We start from the raw sequence: 17046 nt of genomic DNA on the forward strand, positions 1-17046 counted from the left end.
AGAATGGACAAGACCCAGCCGCATCCGCTGTTCAAGCTCGCGACCGAGCTCGGTCCGCTGCTCGTGTTCTTCTTCGTGAACGCGAAATTCAATCTGTTCGCCGCGACCGGCGCCTTCATGGTCGCGATCGTGGCAGCAATGGCCGCTTCCTATGTGGTGACGCGCCACATCCCGATCATGGCGATCGTGACCGGCGTGATCGTGCTGGTGTTCGGCACGCTGACCCTGGTGCTGCACGACGAGACCTTCATCAAGGTCAAGCCGACCATCATCTACGGCCTGTTCGCCGCGATCCTCGGCGGCGGCCTCTTGTTCGGCCGTTCCTTCATCGCCGTGATGTTCGACCAGATGTTCAACCTGACGCCGCAGGGCTGGCGCATCCTCACGCTGCGCTGGGCGTTGTTCTTCGCCGGCATGGCGGTGCTGAACGAGATCATCTGGCGCACCCAGAGCACGGACTTCTGGGTGAACTTCAAGGTGTTCGGCGTGACGCCGATCACCATGATCTTCGCCATCGCGCAGATGCCGCTGACCAAGCGCTACGGGATCGAGCCCGCGTCGCTGGAGACGAGCGAAGCCGAGGCGGGCGATGTGAGCAAGGGGTGACGGTCTCGTGTCCCGGACGCGCGAAGCGCGAGCCGGGACCCAGGCTGTTTCTACAAATGCGGTTGTGGTGACATGGGCCCCGGCTCTGCAGCGCATCGATGAAGGATCGCTGCGCTGCGTCCGGGGCACGGAAACGCTAACGCTAGCTTCCCGCCCTCTTCAGCGCCTTCTCCATCTGCGGCATCAATACCGTCCGCAGATTATCCGCCGTGATCGGCCCCACCAGCTTGTAGACGATGGTGCCCTCGCGACCGACGACGAAGGTTTCCGGCACGCCATAGACGCCCCATTCGATCGAAGCGCGGCCGTTGGCGTCGACGCCGACGCGGCTGAACGGGTTGCCGTAGCGGCCGAGGAAGCGGCGCGCATTGTCGGAGGCATCCTTGTAGTTGATGCCGACCAGCTGGAAGCGCTTGTCCTTGGCGAGCTCGGTCAGGAGCGGCGCCTCGTCATGGCACGGCACGCACCAGGACGCCCAGACATTGACGAGGCTGACCTTGCCCTTGAACGCGGCTGGATCGAGCCCAGGCACCTGCGTGCCGTTGTCCTGCAATCCCTCGAGCGGCGGCAGCGCCGTTTGCGGCGCCGGACGACCGATCAGCGCGGAGGGAATCCGCGAGGGGTCGCCGCTGCCGAGCCGGAACCAGAACAGCAGCGCAAGGCCGATGAAGGCGATCAGCGGCAGCACCATCAGGAAGGTGCGGCGCTGCGGCGGGGCGGAGGTCGACTGATCGCTCATCGCAGCTCCGTCGCGCTACGGCCTGAACGACGGGTGATGCCGCGCTCCTCCAGTTCGCGCAGTCGCTGCGTCTGGCTGCGATAATCGAGCATGACCCAGCCGATGAGGATTGCGATCACGAGGGCTGCAGCCGCGTAAGACGTCACGATGAAGGATGCGTAGGGACCAAGTGACATCATCATGCGGCCCCAACCTCTTTTGACGCGTTTCCGTCACGCGACGCGGTGCCGACGTCGCTGGAGAACGCCATGCGGCTCGCCTGCATCATCTGCAGCGATCGGACCCGGCGGCGCAGGATTTCGTTGCGCATTGCCGCGATATGCAGCGTGACGAACAGCAGCGTGAAGGCGATCGCCATCACCAGCAGCGGAATCAGGAAGGATTTGTCGAGCGTCGAGCCGCCCATGCGCATCACGGAGGCCGGCTGGTGCAGCGTGTTCCACCAGTCGACCGAGAACTTGATGATCGGAAGATTGATCGCGCCAACCAGCGTCAGCACCGCCGCGGCGCGTGCCGCGCGCGAGGGATCGTCGACCGCGCGCCACAGCGCCATCAGGCCGAGATACATCAGGAACAGGATCAGCACCGAGGTCAGCCGCGCGTCCCACTCCCAATAAGTGCCCCACATCGGCCGGCCCCACAGCGAGCCCGTGAGCAGCGCGAGGAAAGTGAAGGCGGCGCCGATGGGCGCAGCAGCCTTGGCGGCGACATCGGCAAGCGGATGCCGCCACACCAGCGTGCCCAGCGAGGCAATGCTCATCACGCCCCAGACGAACATCGACAGCCAGGCATTGGGCACGTGGATGAACATGATCTTCACGGTCGCGCCCTGCTGGTAGTCGTCGGGTGCGCAGGCAGACTGATAGAGTCCGATCGCGAGCAGGATGACGGTCGCGGCCGCGAGCCACGGCAACACCCGCGCCGCCAGCGCGAGGAACCGGGTCGGATTGGCGAGGTCGATCAGCGTCATGGTATCCTGATAATAACCGGGGGCCGCTCAGGCAATCAGCACGAAAGGCCGCCGCGAAAGTTGATCGGGGTCAAGGTCAGTCGTGCCCATCTCAATCGAGACCATGGCGCAGGCTCGCCGCTGCCGCGAACGGGCCGATCACGAGGCTGACCAGGGACAGCGCGCAGAGGATCGAGAACGGCGCGCCGAACGTCATGGGACCGACGATCACGGCCTGCGAGGCGGCAACGCCGAAGATCAGCACAGGAATCGACAGTGGCAGCACCAGGACGGCCATCAGCAGCCCGCCGCGGTGGAGCGTCACCGCCAGCGCCGCGCCGATCATGCCGGTGAAGGTCAGGGCCGGGGTGCCCGCCAGCAGTGTCAGCGCCACCGCAGCCGTGGCGACCATGTCGAGGTTGAGCAGCAGGCCGAGCACGGGGGTTGCGACAATCAGCGGCAGGCCGGCGGCCAGCCAATGCGCCAGCGCCTTGGCGGCGCAGGCGAGTTCCAGCGGCGTCCGGCTCATCGTGATCAGGTCGAGCGAGCCGTCCTCATGGTCGGCCATGAACAGCCGATCCAGGGTCAGCAGGCTCGCCAAGAGCGCGCCGAGCCACAGGATCGCCGGTCCCAGCCGCGACAGCAGCGCCAGATCCGGCCCGACCGCGAACGGCATCAGCACCACCACGGTGAGGAAGAACAGCACGCCGATCAGCGCCCCGCCGCCGACGCGCAGCGCGATCCGGATGTCCCGGCGAATGAGGGCGGCAAGTGCGGTCATGGGGTGGCCCTTCCGGCGGAGCGGCCATGGGAGCCGGGCTGGGGCTCCGAGGACGGTGTGCGCCCTCCCCCCTTGTGGGGGAGGGCGGGGGAGGGGGGTAGCCCCGGGAGTGATGTTCGATAAGTGCGGGATGCCGGCAACAACGCACCTGTTTCCCCAACGCTAGAACCGAGAGGTCTTGCCATGTGCCACCCCCCTCCCTGACCTCGAGAGCGAGCTTCGCTCGCCTCGGACCCCGCAAGGGGGGAGGGAACGGAGCGGCCGGACGCCAGCCGCTTGGAAAACTGAGGGTCGGTGGAAATCACACCTCACCCCCGATCCGCAGTTCTCGCGACTCGATCCCGAGCGGGGCGTGGGTGGCTGCGACGATCATGCCGCCGCGTGACAGGTGCTCGCGCATCAGGCCGCCGAACATGTCCTGGCCGGCCACATCCAGCGCCGTGGTCGGCTCGTCCAGGAGCCAGACCGGGCGGCGCACGGTCAGCAGCCGGGCCAGCGAGAGCCGGCGGCGCTGGCCGGCGGAGAGGAAGGCGGCCGGAAGATGGGTCGCATGGTCGAGCCCGACCTTGGCGAGGCTCTCGGTCGCCTCAAAACGCTCACCGCCGAGAAAATCAGCCCAAAACGTCAGATTTTCCTCCACGCTGAGCGCCGGCTTCAGGGCATCGCGATGGCCGAGATAGTGGCACTGCTCGGGCAGCGTCAACTCGGCATCGCCGCCTCGAAGCGCGATCTTGCCCCCCGCCGGCACGAGCAGGCCCGCGATCAGCCGCAGCAGCGAGGTCTTGCCCGATCCGTTGCGGCCCATCACCGCCAGGGCTTCGCCCGAGGCGGCCGCGAACTCGAGGCCGGCGAACACCTCGCGTCCGCCCCGCACACATCTGAGCCCGTGACCTGAAAGCCGCATCTCGCCTCGTTTCAACCCGCTCAAAGCCAGGCCTCAGGAAAACTTGGGGTAGCGCATGGGAATTTTTGGCTCGCGGGTTGCTGCGGTACGATTGTGGCTGTGGCGGCGCCGTTAGAAAGCTTCTATAAGCCCGGAACTACTTGATGCAGCAACTCAACCCGCCCCTGCAAGCGGCCCAGCCTGATACGCTGACGGTGTTAAAATACCCTGCCGGGTATAACTAACAATTGGGATCTCCTACATGACCTCGCTCGACAGCTTCAAATGCAAAAAGACTCTCAAGGTCGGCGCCAAGACCTATGTCTATTACAGCCTGCCTACAGCCGAGAAGAATGGTCTGAAGGGAATTTCGAAACTTCCCTATTCGATGAAGGTCCTGCTCGAGAACCTGCTGCGCAACGAGGACGGCCGCTCGGTCAAGAAGGAAGACATCGTCGCGGTCTCGAAATGGCTGCGCAAGAAATCGCTGGAGCATGAGATCGCCTTCCGCCCGGCGCGCGTCCTGATGCAGGACTTCACCGGCGTGCCGGCGGTGGTCGACCTCGCCGCGATGCGCAACGCGATGCAGAAGCTCGGCGGCGATGCCGAGAAGATCAACCCGCTGGTGCCGGTCGACCTAGTCATCGACCATTCGGTGATCGTGAACTTCTTCGGCGACAACAAGGCCTTCGGCAAGAACGTCACCGAGGAATACAAGCAGAACCAGGAGCGCTACGAGTTCCTGAAGTGGGGCCAGAAGGCGTTCTCGAACTTCTCGGTCGTGCCGCCCGGCACCGGCATCTGCCACCAGGTCAACCTCGAATATCTGGCCCAGACGGTCTGGACCAGGAAGGAGAAGATGACGGTCGGCAAGAAGACCGGCACCTTCGAGGTCGCCTATCCCGATTCGCTCGTCGGCACCGATTCGCACACCACCATGGTCAATGGTCTCGCCGTGCTCGGCTGGGGCGTCGGCGGCATCGAGGCGGAAGCCTGCATGCTCGGCCAGCCGCTGTCGATGCTGCTGCCCAACGTCGTCGGCTTCAAGCTGAAGGGCGCGCTGAAGGAAGGCGTCACCGCGACCGACCTCGTGCTCACGGTCACGCAGATGCTGCGCAAGCTCGGCGTCGTCGGCAAGTTCGTCGAGTTCTTCGGCCCCGGCCTCGACCATCTCTCGGTCGCCGACAAGGCGACGATCGCCAACATGGCGCCCGAATACGGCGCGACCTGCGGCTTCTTCCCGGTCGATGCCGCCGCGCTCGACTATCTCAAGACCTCCGGCCGCGCCTCGGCGCGCGTTGCGCTGGTCCAGGCCTATGCCAAGGCGCAGGGCCTGTTCCGTACCGCCAAGTCGCCCGATCCGGTGTTCACGGAAACGCTGACGCTCGACCTCGGCGACGTCGTGCCGTCGATGGCCGGCCCGAAGCGTCCCGAGGGCCGCATCGCGCTGCCCACCGTCGCGGACGGCTTCTCGCTCGCGCTCGGCAGCGAGTACAAGAAGGCCGAGGAGCCCGCCAGGCGCTTCCCCGTCGAAGGCAAGAACTTCGACATCGGCCATGGCGACGTCGTGATCGCCGCCATCACCTCCTGCACCAACACTTCGAACCCGAGCGTCCTGATCGGTGCCGGCCTGCTCGCGCGCAACGCCGCCGCGAAGGGCCTCAAGGCCAAGCCGTGGGTGAAGACCTCGCTTGCTCCGGGCAGCCAGGTGGTCGCGGAATATCTCGCCAATTCCGGTCTGCAGCCCTATCTCGACAAGGTCGGGTTCAACCTGGTCGGCTTCGGCTGCACCACCTGCATCGGCAATTCCGGTCCGCTGCCTGAGGAGATCTCGAAGGCGATCAACGACAACGGCGTCGTCGCGGCCGCGGTGCTCTCCGGCAACCGCAACTTCGAAGGCCGTGTCTCGCCGGACGTGCAGGCGAACTACCTGGCCTCGCCGCCGCTGGTCGTCGCCTACGCGCTGGCGGGCAGCGTCACCAGGAACCTCGCCACCGAGCCGCTCGGCGAGGGCAAGGACGGCAAGCCGGTCTACCTGAAGGATATCTGGCCGACGACGAAGGAGATCAACGCCTTCATGAAGAAGTTCGTGACCGCGTCGATCTTCAAGAAGAAGTATGCCGACGTGTTCAAGGGCGACACCAACTGGCGCAAGATCAAGACGGTCGAGAGCGAGACCTATCGCTGGAACATGTCTTCGACCTATGTGCAGAACCCGCCCTATTTCGACGGCATGAAGAAGGAGCCGGAGCCGGTCACCGACATCGTCGAGGCGCGCATCCTCGCCATGTTCGGCGACAAGATCACCACCGACCACATCTCGCCGGCCGGTTCGATCAAGCTCACCTCGCCCGCCGGCAAATATCTCAGCGAGCACCAGGTACGCCCCGCCGACTTCAATCAGTACGGCACGCGCCGCGGCAACCATGAAGTCATGATGCGCGGCACCTTCGCCAACATCCGCATCAAGAACTTCATGCTGAAGGGCGCCGACGGCAACATTCCCGAGGGCGGCCTCACCAAGCACTGGCCCGACGGCGAGCAGATGTCGATCTACGACGCCGCGATGAAGTACCAGGAAGAGCAGGTGCCGCTGGTGGTGTTCGCCGGTGCCGAATACGGCAACGGCTCCTCGCGCGACTGGGCCGCGAAGGGCACGCGCCTGCTCGGCGTGCGCGCCGTGATCTGCCAGAGCTTCGAGCGCATCCACCGCTCCAACCTGGTCGGCATGGGCGTGCTGCCGCTGACCTTCGAGGAAGGCACCTCCTGGCAGTCGCTGGGCCTGAAGGGCGACGAGAAGGTCACGCTGCGCGGTCTCGTCGGCGACCTCAAGCCGCGCCAGAAGCTGACCGCGGAGATCGTCTCCGGCGACGGTTCGTTGCAGCGCGTTTCGCTGCTTTGCCGCATCGATACGCTGGACGAGCTCGACTACTACCGCAACGGCGGCATCCTGCACTACGTGCTGCGCAAGCTCGCGGCGTAAGCGCGGATTTGTGAACGATGGCTCACTGCGAAGTGAGTAGAAGCCTAAACGAAGGCGGCCTATCAAAGGCCGCCTTCGCGCGTTTGCGGTACGTTTCGGATGGGCCCGCCCGGCGCAAAACCCTCCCTTGGACGGTTGCCTGGGCGGACGAATGTGCCGCGCCCCCGTAAGAGTACGGTGATCATCAGGCGATAAGATTTCCCTTCCCACGAGCAATGGTGTGCGGCGTTCGACATGACGACAACAGCGGCTTCTCATCTGATTTCACGTTGGTCCGGCGCCCTCTGGTCGGGGGCTCTCGGCATATGTGCGATCATCGCCGTCATCCGTCCTGCCGAGGCTGATCCGCGCGCCGTCGTCGAGTTGTTCACCTCGCAGGGCTGCTCCTCCTGTCCGCCCGCCGACCAGATCATCGGCGATCTCTCCAAAGATCCCTCCGTCATCGCGCTGAGCATGCCGATCGACTATTGGGACTATCTCGGCTGGAAAGACACGCTGGCGGACTCGCGCTTCTCTGCGCGGCAGCGTGCCTATTCGCGCATGCGCGGCGACCGCGAAGTCTACACGCCGCAGGTCGTCGTCAACGGCTCCGCGCATGTCATCGGCAGCGATCGCGCCGGCATCGAGAGCGCGATCGGCAAGACGGACAAGGGTACTGGCGTGATGAGCGTACCGGTGACGATGTCACTCTCGGGTAAGCAGATCAACGTGTCGGTGGCAGCAAGCAAGGAGCCCGCGGTCTCGCGCGGCGAGGTCTGGATCTGCTCGATTGCCAGGTCGGTGCCGATCGCCATCACCCGTGGCGAGAATCGTGGACAGCAGGTCACCTATCACAACGTCGTGCGCAACCTGCTCAAGGTCGGCGACTGGACCGGCCGTCCGGAAAGCTGGACTGTGCCGATCGAGAACCTCACGCGCGACGGCGTCGACGGCGCGGTGGTCTATGTCCAGGACGGCAGCCGGGAGAAGCCCGGCCCGATGCTGGGCGCGGCGTACACGTCGCTGCATTGAAGCGCAGCACGCTTAAGATCGCCTCAGGACAATTTGTCTGTCGTCATTCCGGGCTCGCGCCAAGAGGCGCGCCCCGGAATGGCGGGAAGCAGAAACGTCCCGACGCAAACAAAAAAGGACCAACTCGCGTTGGCCCTCCTTGCCGTGCGTACACAGACCCGATCCTGTTCGACCCCGGGGGGCTGGGGGCTGAGGAATCCGGAACCGAAAGGACCGGGTCAACGCACATGATTCTTTTCGCAATTCAGGGCGGCGGGCGGTGGGCGGAAAAGCGGCGAGACTATGATTCCTGCTAACGGTCCCGTGACGGTTTGCCGCGATAAAGTTCCACCTCTGCGTGTGCCCCGTTGCGTGACGATTTGATGGGTTGAACCCCTTGCGGCGCGGAACGGTTGGCGCAATCATGCAACTGTCATGAGCGCGGTTCCGGGACGGTCTTCGCGGCCGCCATCATTCCGTGCGATGAGGAGGCGCTTCCCATGAGTTTGATGTCGGAGGATGCCGATCCGAGCGAGCAGCGCGCGGCGGCGCGTCCCGCCGCCGCGAATGCGCAGGCCAACCGAGTGACGTTCAACCGGCTCGAGCTGCACCGGATTCTCAATCTCTACGGCCGCATGGTCGCCGACGGCGAGTGGCGTGACTACGCCATCGACTTTCTGAAGGACCGCGCCGTCTTCTCGGTCTATCGCCGCGCCTCGGAAGTGCCGATCTATCGCATCGAGAAGGACCCGCGGCTCGCGCGCAAGCAGGGCATGTACAGCGTGATCTCGGCGACCGGGCTGATCCTGCGCCGCGGCCATGAGCTGGAGCGCGTGTTGCTGGTGATTGATCGGAAGCTGGCGGTGGTGTGACGACCTTCGGTCGTCATTCCCCCGCGCGACGAAGTCGCGAACTCCGGCGCGCAGTTGCGCGCCTGAGAAGCTCGATCCGCATTCGCAACCAGCTTCTGGATTCCGGTTCGATGCTAACGCATCGAACCGGAATGACAGATAAGGCTACGTTCCCGGCACCGTGCTGGCGCCCTCGCCGAGGTCCCGCTGCATCATCACCGTGTCCAGCCAGCGGCCGAATTTCAACCCGACACTGGGATGCGTGCCGATCATCTTGAAGCCGGCCTTGGTGTGCACGCCGATCGATCCGGCATTGGCGGAATCGCCGATCACCGCGATCATCTGGCGAAAGCCGCGCGCCTCGCATTCGGCGACCAGCCGCTCCAGCAGCAGAGAGCCGACACCGCGGCGGTGGAAAGAGGGATCGAGATAGATCGAGTTCTCGACCGTAAAACGATAGGCCGGCCGCGGGCGGTAGGCCCCGGCATAGGCATAGCCGGCCACGCGGCCGTCGAGGATCGCGACGAAATAGGGATAGCCGCCGTCCAGCAGCGCGCGATAGCGGCGCGTCATCTCTGAGAGGTCCGGCGGCTCCAGCTCGAATGTCGCCGTGCCCTCGCGGACGGCCTGCTGATAGATGGCGGTGATGGCGGGAAGGTCGGCCTCGGTCGTGGGCCTGATTTCGGGTGCGGACATGGCGGGAAGATAGCAGCGGTATCGCAACGAGCAACGCTGTTTCCGCATGCGTCATGGCCAGGCTTGTCCCGGCCATCCACGCCTTTACCCGCAGCACGAAGAACGTGGATGCCCGGGCATTCGCCTCGCCGAAGCGGCTTCGGCCGCGCAGGCGGGACAAGCCCGGGCATGACGGCGTGTTACGCAAACAAAAACCCCGGCCTCTCGGCCGGGGTTTGCGTCCGTTCTCTGGTCTGGCGCTTAGTCGCGCTGGCCGAGAAGCTGCAGCAGCAGCGTGAACAGGTTGATGAAGTTCAGGTACAGCGACAGCGCGCCGGTGATGGCCGCGCGCTCCGCGATGTCCCCGCCCGCCGAGGCATAGCCGTAGATGTAGTCGTTCTTCAGCCGCTGGGTATCCCAGGCGGTAAGGCCCGCGAACACCAGCACGCCGACCACCGACACGATGAACTGCAGCATCGAGCTTGCCAGGAACAGGTTCACCAGGCTCGCGATGATGATGCCGATCAGGCCCATGAACAGGAACGAGCCCATCCCGGTCAGGTCACGACGCGTGGTGTAGCCGTAGAGGCTGAGCGCACCGAAGGTCGCCGCGGTGATGAAGAACACCCGCACGATCGAGGTGTGCGTGAACACCAGGAAGATCGACGACAGCGAGATGCCCATCAGCGCCGAGAACACCCAGAACAGGATCTGGGCGGTCGAGGGCGCCAGACGGTTGATGCCCGCCGAGATCACGAACACCATCGCGAGCGGCGCGAGCATGAACAGCCACTTCAGCGGGCTCACGAACATCGCGTAGCCGAACGGCGTCAGGAACAGCTTGCCGACGCGGACCGCTTCCGGGGTCGGAACGTCGGTCACGGCGGCCATGTAGACGCCGAGCGCGGCCAGGCCGGTGATGGCCAGGCCAATGCTCATGTAATTGTAGATGCGCAGCATGTAGGCGCGCAGGCCGGCATCGACCGTCGCGGCGTCAACACGCCCGGCGGCCCTGCCGAAAGGAGAAGCGTAGTTACGGTCTAGGTCCGACATGGTCGAATTCCCGTTGGTTGGTCCGGTCCGGCATGAGGGTCGCCATGCCGCCGGTTCGTCAAACTCTATCTCGGATACCGACGCCAGCCGACTAAATTCTGGCTCACAATCGGGGCTCCGAACCCATTCGATATGTGGGAAACTAGCACATTCGCTGCAACCTTCCACGCGCGGCTGAATGTCGCCCTTGGCGGCAATCCTGACGCGAACCTGACGAGCAGTCGTGGTTAATCGCAGGAATCGTGCGATTCCGCTCGCGTGTACCCAACCGCTACATTTTGTCACAAATTCCGCAACACCATGGCGGGCTTCTTGTTCAACGCCAGTAGCGTGCCGGCGAGCCCGAGCCCGACGGTGACGACCAGGGCGGCCACCACCACGCCCGCCGCGCTGCCGGCCTGCCAGACGAAGCTCAGCGTCATCAGCCGCGTCACGATCATCCAGGCCGCGACGCTGCCGGCGATGACGCCGAACACCGCGGTGGCGAGCCCGATCAGGAGGTATTCGAGGGCATAGGCGCCGAGCAAGCGCAGGCGCGTCGCGCCCAGCGTCTTCAGGATCACCGCATCGTAGACCCGGTGACGGTGGCCGGCGGCGAGCGCCCCGCCCAGCACGAGGATCGCCGAGATCAGGGTCACGGCGCTGGCGCCGCGGATCGCCAGCGCCAGATTGGTCACGACCGAGCCGACCGTCTCCATCACCTCGCGCACGCGCACGCTCGTCACCATCGGATAGGCGGCGGCGACCTGCTTGATGATCTTGCCGTCGCCCGCAGCATCGCCGCCGGCCTCGGTCAGCGTTGCGATATGGGTATGCGGGGCCCCCTTGAAGGCGTTCGGCGAGAACACGAGGACGAAGTTGATGCCGAGACCCTGCCAGTCGATGGTGCGCAGATTGCCGATTCTCGCCGGGATGTCGCGGCCGAGCACGTTGACCACGATTTCGTCGCCGAGCTTGAGGCCGAGCCCGTCGGCGATCTTTTTCTCCATCGAGACCAGCGGCGGGCCGGAATAATCGGCGCTCCACCATTCGCCCTCGACCACCTTGGAACCTTTCGGCAACTCGCCGGTGTAGGTCAGGCCGCGGTCGCTCTGCAGCACCCATTCGGAATCGGTGGTGGGCTTGAGATCCTCGGCGCGCACGCCGCGCGCGGCGACAATGCGCCCGCGCAACATCGGCACGTCCTCGACCTTGGCGCCCGGCGCGATCCGGCGCAGATAGAGGTCGAACTGCTCGGCCTGCGCGCTCGGGATGTCGATGAAGAAGAACGATGGCGCCCGATCGGGCAGCGCCGCGAGGAACTGCCGGCGCAGATTGCCGTCGATCTGGGTGATGGTGACGAGCACGGCGAGCCCGAGTCCCAGCGACAGCACGACGGACGGCGTCAGCGCGCCGGGCCGGTGGATGTTGGCGATCGCCAACCGCAGCATCGGCAGCCGCGTCCGCGGCAGCCGCCGCGCGATTCCCATCAGCAGGGCGGCGATGCCGCGCAGCAGGGCGAAGACGACGACGGAGGAGGCCACGAACACCGCGGCGATGCGCTTGTCGAAGGACAGGCCGATCACCACCGCGACGAGCAGGGCGATCACGACGCCCATCAACACGAGATAGCTCGCACGCGGCCGATGCCATTCGGAACTGATGGTGTCGCGGAACAGCGCGGCCACCGGCACGTCGTGCACGCGCCCGAGCGGCCACAGGCCGAAAGCGAGCGCGGTGAGGAGGCCGTAGACGAAGGACAGCGCGAGCTCGTCGGCATGCAGGGCCGGCACCACCGGCAGCGGCAACAGCTTGCCGAACAGGCCGACGATCGCGAACGGCATGGCGGCGCCGAGCGCAAGGCCGATCACCGAGCCGATCGCGGCCAGCAGGATGACCTGCGCCAGATAGATGCCGAAGACGTCGCGTCCTGTTGCGCCGACGGCCTTGAGGGCCGCGATCACCTCGAGCCGGCGATCGATATGGCTCTTCACGGCATTGGCAACGCCGACACCGCCGACCAGCAGCGCGGCGAGACCGACCAGCGTCAGGAACTGCGTGAAGCGGTTGATGTTGCGTTCGAGCTGCGGCGAAGCGTTGGAGCGGCTGCGGATCTCCCAGCCGGCCTGCGGCGCGGCGCTCCGCGCATCCGCGATGAAGGCTTCGGTGGCGCGCTCATCGTTCGCGACATCGGGCAGCTTCACCCGGTAGACCCAGCGCACCAGGCTGCCGGGCTGGATCAGGCCGGTGGCGCGCAGGCCCGCTTCGCTGATCAGGAAACGCGGCCCGAAACCGATGCCGCCGGCGAGCTTGTCGGGCTCGGCTTCGACGGTCGAGCGGATCTGGAAGGTCGCCGAGCCGATGGTGACGCGGTCGCCGGTCTTGAGCGACAATCGCGCCAGCAGCGTCGGATCGGCGGCGGCGCCGAACGCGCCGTCTCGCTCCGCGAGCAGATCGGACATCGGCAGTGGCGGTGCCAATGTCAGCTGGCCCAGCATCGGATAGGTGTTGTCGACCGCCTTCATCTCGACCAGTGCGAGCTGGCCGTCGGGCGCGCGCGCCATGCCGCGCAAGGTGGCGGCGGTCGACACCGAGCCGCGCGAGCGCAGGAAGGCGACCTCTTCAGGTTTCGCCTCGCGCTGGAACAGCACGAAGGAGACGTCGCCGCCGAGCAGCGTGCGGCCCTCGCGGGCAAGGCCGTCGGAGAGACTCGCCGACACCGAGCCGACGCCGGCGATCGCCATCACGCCGAGCGCGATGCAGGCGATGAAGACGTAGAAGCCGCGCAGGCCGCCGCGCAATTCGCGGAGCGCATAACGCAACGACAGCGCGACGCCGCCGGGCTTCGCGAAGGATTCGGTGACCGTGCTCATGCCGGCGCGGACTGCGTGTCGATGCGGCCAGATCGCAGGCGGATCACGCGATCGCAGCGATGCGCGAGCGAGGAATCGTGCGTGACCAGCACCAGGGTCATGCCGCGCTCGGCGTGCTTGCTGAACAGGAGATCGACGATCTGCTTTCCGGTTGTCTCGTCGAGATTGCCGGTCGGCTCGTCGGCGACGAGGATCGCGGGATCGGGCGCCAGTGCGCGAGCGAGCGCAACGCGCTGCTGCTCGCCGCCGGAGAGCTGCGTCGGATAGTGATGCAGGCGATCGCCGAGCCCGACCGATTGCAGCTCCTGCGCCGCGCGCCTCGCAGCATCGGGATTGCCGGCAAGCTCGAGCGGCACGGCGACGTTCTCGAGCGCCGTCATGGTCGGGATCAGGTGAAAGGACTGGAAGACGATGCCGACCTGGCGGCCGCGGAAGCGGGCCAGCGCGTCCTCGTCGAGGGCATTGAAAGGCGTGCCTGATACCACCACCTCTCCACTATCAGGACGCTCCAGCCCCGCCATCACCATCAGCAGCGTGGATTTGCCCGAGCCTGACGGGCCGATCAGGCCGATCGTCTCGCCCGAGGCGACCCGCAAGCTGATATCCTTGAGGATGTGAACGCGTGCCGCGCCCGCGCCCAATGAGAGATTGACGTTGGAGATGGCGATGGTGTCCGCGGCGGCGGCGAGCGAAGAGGATTCGATGCGAGTGTCCATGGTCTGCTCATATGGCAACTCCGACAGCGCGGTCGAGAGGCGTTACGGATTGTTCATGCACATAGCCGTGTTGATGCTCGCCTTGATGACGATCACGCCCCCCGCTCGGGCGGAAGCGACAAAGCCGGTCAAGCTTGTCGTTCTTGGCGATTCCTTGAGCGCCGGTCTCGGCCTCCCGGCTCAGGAGGCGTTCCCCCAAAGGCTCAAAAAAGCTTTGCAAGCCAAGGGCATAGAGGTCGACATGGTCAATGCCGGGGTGTCCGGCGACACCTCCTCCGGCGGCCGCGACCGCCTCGACTGGTCGGTCCCCGAGGGAACCGACGGCGTCATCGTGGAGCTCGGCGCCAACGACGCGTTGCGCGGCATCGATCCCGAGCTGACGCGCGCCGCACTGACCGACATCGTCCAGCGGCTCAAGGCACGCAAGATCGCGGTGATGCTCTGCGGCATGCTGGCGCCGCCGAACTACGGCGCCGACTATGCCGCGCGCTTCAATTCGATTTATCCGGATCTGGCGAAAAAATTCGACGTGCCGCTCTACCCGTTCTTCCTCGAGGGCGTTGCGGCCGATGCCAAGCTCAACCAGGCCGACGGCATTCATCCGACTGCGGCCGGCGTCGACATCATCGTCGGCAACATCATGCCCACCGTGGAGGCATTTCTTGGCACGATAGCTGAGCAACGGCGTTGAAATGCAGGCAACGCCAACCCTTATTCCCAGGGTTTTACGGGGGTGGGGCGCGGCATGCTTCGCAGAGTCATACAACTGCGATAGGAATCAGGGTACCGGTGATTCGTCGCCGGCTCTAATTTGGATATGGTCCCTGCCTCGAGGGCTGTACCCAAGCATCGGGAGTGCGAAACGATGCCGCGTTTGTTTACGGGTCTGGAAATTCCGGCCGAGATCGGCCAGTCGCTTTCCAACTTGAGGGGTGGCCTCCCCGGCGCCCGCTGGATCGATCCCGAAAATTATCACGTCACCTTGCGCTTCATCGGCGACATCGACGGTGCTTCCGCCAACGAGATCGCCTCGATGCTGTTTCGCGTCGATCGAAAGCCGTTCGAGGTCAAGGTGCAGGGGCTGACCAGCTTCGGCGGTCGCAAGCCGCGCGCGGTGGTCGCCACCATCGCGCCGAGCAAGCCGCTGATGGAGTTGCAGGCCGAGCTCGAGCGCATGATGCAGCGGATCGGCCTCAATCCGGAGGGACGCAAGTTCATCCCGCACGTCACGCTGGCGCGCCTGCACGACGCATCCGACCGCGACGTCGCCGACTATCTCTCGCTGCGCGGCTACTTCCCGAGCAAGGCATTCATGGCCGAGCGCTTCGTGCTGTTCTCGTCCCGCGCCTCCACCGGCGGCGGCCCCTATGTGGTCGAGGACGCCTACGAGCTGTGTGAGTAGACGTCGCATGACTCTCGCGTGTCCCGGCCGCTGCGCAGCGCGAAGCGGTGCGCTACAGAGCCGGGGCCCATGGCTCCACGATGACCGAAATCACGAAATAGTGGGTCCCGGCTCTGCGCAGCAGCGTTACACGCTGCAGCGCGTCCGGGACACGAAACCGCATAGCTCTGACCCCAATTCACGGCTTGCAATTTCCGCCGGTCTCTGGCGGTAAGGGGTCATGCTCTCCACCCCCGGTTCCTCCTTCCGACAGGCATACCAGGCTCAGATTGCCTCCGGCGCGATCGAGCCCGATGCCGCGCAGGCCGAGGTCGCCGAGGCCTATGCGGCGCTCGACCAGCGGCTCGCCACTTACAAGCCGCAGCGCAAGCAGGGCCTGCTCAGCCGCCTGTTCAGCAGCAATGACAAGGACGACGCGCCGCGCGGGCTCTACATCCACGGCGAGGTCGGCCGCGGCAAGACCATGCTGATGGACCTGTTCTTCCAGCACAGTACCGTCGAGCACAAGCGGCGCGCGCATTTCCACGAATTCATGGCGGAAGCGCACGAACGCATCTACGACTTTCGCCAGAGCATCGCGCGCGGCGAGATCGCCGACGGCGACGTCATCGCGCTGACCGCGAACGCGATCTTCGAGGAAAGCTGGTTGCTCTGCTTCGACGAATTCCACGTTACCGACATTGCGGATGCGATGATCCTGGGACGCCTGTTCGCCAAGCTGTTCGAGTTGGGCACCGTGGTGGTCGCAACCTCCAACGTCGCACCCGAAGATCTCTACAAGGGGGGGCTCAACCGTTCGCTGTTCCTGCCCTTCATCAAGCAGATCACCGACCACATGGACGTCGCGCGGCTCGATGCGCGCACCGACTTCAGGTTGGAGAAGCTCCAGGGCGTGCCGATGTGGCTAACTCCGGCGGATGGCGATGCGGACGCTGCGCTCGACCGCGCCTGGAAGCGGATGTCGGGGGGCGCCAAATGCAGGTCGCGCGACATTTCAATCAAGGGACGCATCCTGCACGTGCCGTGCTCGGCCCATGGCGTCGCGCGGTTCTCGTTCGCCGACCTCTGCGAGAAGCCGTTAGGTGCATCCGACTACCTCAGGCTGGCGCACGACTATCACACCATCCTGGTCGACCATATTCCAGTGATGGACCTCTCCCAGCGCAACGCCGCCAAGCGATTCATCACGCTGATCGACGCGCTCTATGACAACGCCGTGAAGCTGATGGCCTCGGCCGACGCCAATCCGATCTCCCTCTACCTCGCGAGCGAGGGCAACGAGGCCAACGAGTTCAAGCGGACCGCCTCGCGCCTGATCGAAATGAGCTCGGAAACCTATCTAGCGCTGCCTCACGGCCGCAAGGATTCCACTGCGAGCGGCTCGACCAAGGGCCTGGTGGAGACTTAAGTCCTATTTGTGCCAGCGCTGTCATTCCGGGGCGCGCGTCAGCGCGAACCCGGAATCCTGAGATTGTCGTGCGAGATTCTCAGGTGCGCAATTGCGCACCATAGTTCGTGCTCCGCACGCCCCGGAATGACAGGGCTGCGTGCCCGAGGCCGCGGCAA

Annotated in this window: 16 protein-coding genes; 7 read left to right on the plus strand and 9 right to left on the minus strand. The window is 65.3% G+C overall.

Annotated features, from left to right (window positions below):
- The first annotated feature begins 3 nt into the window (after positions 1-3).
- Complete coding sequence (locus XH87_RS06595; protein WP_035702947.1) at positions 4-606, plus strand: septation protein A; 603 nt, start codon at positions 4-6, stop codon at positions 604-606.
- 142 nt (positions 607-748) lie between these two features.
- On the opposite strand, the gene XH87_RS06600 is transcribed toward XH87_RS06595, so the two are convergent.
- The 5 genes from XH87_RS06600 to ccmA form a co-directional block, all read right to left on the minus strand.
- Complete coding sequence (locus XH87_RS06600; RefSeq protein WP_271586622.1) at positions 749-1345, minus strand: DsbE family thiol:disulfide interchange protein; 597 nt, start codon at positions 1343-1345, stop codon at positions 749-751.
- On the minus strand, positions 1342-1527 hold the full coding sequence (gene ccmD / locus XH87_RS06605; RefSeq protein WP_158671691.1) for a heme exporter protein CcmD: 186 nt from the start codon (positions 1525-1527) through the stop codon (positions 1342-1344). The genes XH87_RS06600 and ccmD overlap by 4 nt, the downstream gene beginning before the upstream one ends.
- Positions 1524-2315: a heme ABC transporter permease gene (locus tag XH87_RS06610; RefSeq protein ID WP_271586623.1), complete on the minus strand. Its 792-nt coding sequence runs from the start codon at positions 2313-2315 to the stop codon at positions 1524-1526. The genes ccmD and XH87_RS06610 overlap by 4 nt, the downstream gene beginning before the upstream one ends.
- A gap of 91 nt (positions 2316-2406) precedes the next feature.
- The gene (ccmB, locus tag XH87_RS06615; RefSeq protein WP_172789706.1) at positions 2407-3075 is read right to left on the minus strand and encodes a heme exporter protein CcmB; all 669 of its coding nucleotides are present in this window, start codon (positions 3073-3075) and stop codon (positions 2407-2409) included.
- A 301-nt stretch (positions 3076-3376) separates the two neighbouring features.
- Positions 3377-3979: a heme ABC exporter ATP-binding protein CcmA gene (ccmA, locus tag XH87_RS06620; protein ID WP_271586624.1), complete on the minus strand. Its 603-nt coding sequence runs from the start codon at positions 3977-3979 to the stop codon at positions 3377-3379.
- A gap of 241 nt (positions 3980-4220) precedes the next feature.
- Between ccmA and acnA the strand changes: the two genes are divergently transcribed.
- From acnA to XH87_RS06635, 3 genes are all read left to right on the plus strand, one after another.
- Positions 4221-6941, plus strand: coding sequence for an aconitate hydratase AcnA (gene acnA / locus XH87_RS06625; RefSeq protein ID WP_035702932.1), 2721 nt, complete (start codon positions 4221-4223; stop codon positions 6939-6941).
- Positions 6942-7175: 234 nt separating this feature from the next.
- Positions 7176-7952, plus strand: a complete 777-nt coding sequence (locus tag XH87_RS06630) for a DUF1223 domain-containing protein (protein WP_271586625.1) — start codon at positions 7176-7178, stop codon at positions 7950-7952.
- Between the two features lie 479 nt (positions 7953-8431).
- Positions 8432-8803: a DUF2794 domain-containing protein gene (locus tag XH87_RS06635; RefSeq protein WP_035702937.1), complete on the plus strand. Its 372-nt coding sequence runs from the start codon at positions 8432-8434 to the stop codon at positions 8801-8803.
- A gap of 144 nt (positions 8804-8947) precedes the next feature.
- Here the strand turns inward: XH87_RS06635 and XH87_RS06640 are convergent, their stop codons facing one another.
- The 4 genes from XH87_RS06640 to XH87_RS06655 form a co-directional block, all read right to left on the minus strand.
- Positions 8948-9478: a GNAT family N-acetyltransferase gene (locus XH87_RS06640; RefSeq protein ID WP_035702929.1), complete on the minus strand. Its 531-nt coding sequence runs from the start codon at positions 9476-9478 to the stop codon at positions 8948-8950.
- Positions 9479-9718: 240 nt separating this feature from the next.
- The gene (locus tag XH87_RS06645) at positions 9719-10510 is read right to left on the minus strand and encodes a Bax inhibitor-1/YccA family protein (RefSeq protein WP_035702927.1); all 792 of its coding nucleotides are present in this window, start codon (positions 10508-10510) and stop codon (positions 9719-9721) included.
- Positions 10511-10791: 281 nt separating this feature from the next.
- Complete coding sequence (locus XH87_RS06650; RefSeq protein WP_271586626.1) at positions 10792-13362, minus strand: ABC transporter permease; 2571 nt, start codon at positions 13360-13362, stop codon at positions 10792-10794.
- Positions 13359-14078: an ABC transporter ATP-binding protein gene (locus tag XH87_RS06655; RefSeq protein ID WP_035702912.1), complete on the minus strand. Its 720-nt coding sequence runs from the start codon at positions 14076-14078 to the stop codon at positions 13359-13361. The genes XH87_RS06650 and XH87_RS06655 overlap by 4 nt, the downstream gene beginning before the upstream one ends.
- A gap of 55 nt (positions 14079-14133) precedes the next feature.
- On the opposite strand from XH87_RS06655, the gene XH87_RS06660 reads away from it, so the two are divergent.
- The 3 genes from XH87_RS06660 (at position 14134) to zapE (ending at position 16888) form a co-directional block, all read left to right on the plus strand.
- Positions 14134-14769 (plus strand): arylesterase, encoded by a 636-nt coding sequence (locus XH87_RS06660; RefSeq protein WP_271586886.1) that lies wholly within the window; start codon positions 14134-14136, stop codon positions 14767-14769.
- A 174-nt stretch (positions 14770-14943) separates the two neighbouring features.
- On the plus strand, positions 14944-15480 hold the full coding sequence (gene thpR / locus XH87_RS06665) for an RNA 2',3'-cyclic phosphodiesterase (protein ID WP_035702910.1): 537 nt from the start codon (positions 14944-14946) through the stop codon (positions 15478-15480).
- A 220-nt stretch (positions 15481-15700) separates the two neighbouring features.
- Positions 15701-16888 carry a cell division protein ZapE gene (zapE, locus tag XH87_RS06670; RefSeq protein WP_035702909.1) on the plus strand — a complete coding sequence of 396 codons (1188 nt, stop codon included), beginning with the start codon at positions 15701-15703 and terminating at the stop codon, positions 16886-16888.
- Positions 16889-17046: the final 158 nt, after the last annotated feature.

The organism is Bradyrhizobium sp. CCBAU 53415 (assembly GCF_028128735.1).
GTDB lineage: Bacteria > Pseudomonadota > Alphaproteobacteria > Rhizobiales > Xanthobacteraceae > Bradyrhizobium.